Source organism: Neisseria sp. P0014.S009, assembly GCF_051958155.1.
GTDB lineage: Bacteria > Pseudomonadota > Gammaproteobacteria > Burkholderiales > Neisseriaceae > Neisseria > Neisseria flavescens_C.
The window spans coordinates 1-259 of the sequence record NZ_JBQCVS010000154.1 but is presented as its reverse complement, the minus strand read 5'-3'; the positions used below and the strand labels follow the sequence as shown (position 1 = coordinate 259).

At 56.4% G+C, this 259-nt stretch carries 1 protein-coding gene; it reads left to right on the top strand.

Annotated features, from left to right (window positions below; translation table 11 throughout):
* A partial coding sequence (locus ACTHS4_RS12090; protein ID WP_440366008.1) for a capsular polysaccharide export protein, LipB/KpsS family occupies positions 1-259 on the top strand: 259 nt, incomplete at both ends.

Here is a 259-nt window from a genome sequence, read left to right as displayed (position 1 = left end):
CCCGACGACACACAAAGCGCGTGCTTTTGCCGCCGAACACCAGCTTCCCTTTATTGCTTTAGAAGATGGCTTTTTACGCTCGCTCGGACTGGGAGTCGCCGGCTATCCGCCCTATTCCATCGTCTATGACGACATCGGCATCTACTATGACACCACGCGTCCCTCGCGTTTGGAACAACTGATTCTTGCCGCCGATGCCATGCCGTCTGAAACCTTGGCTCAGGCGCAGCAGGCGATGGATTTCATCCTGCGACACCAC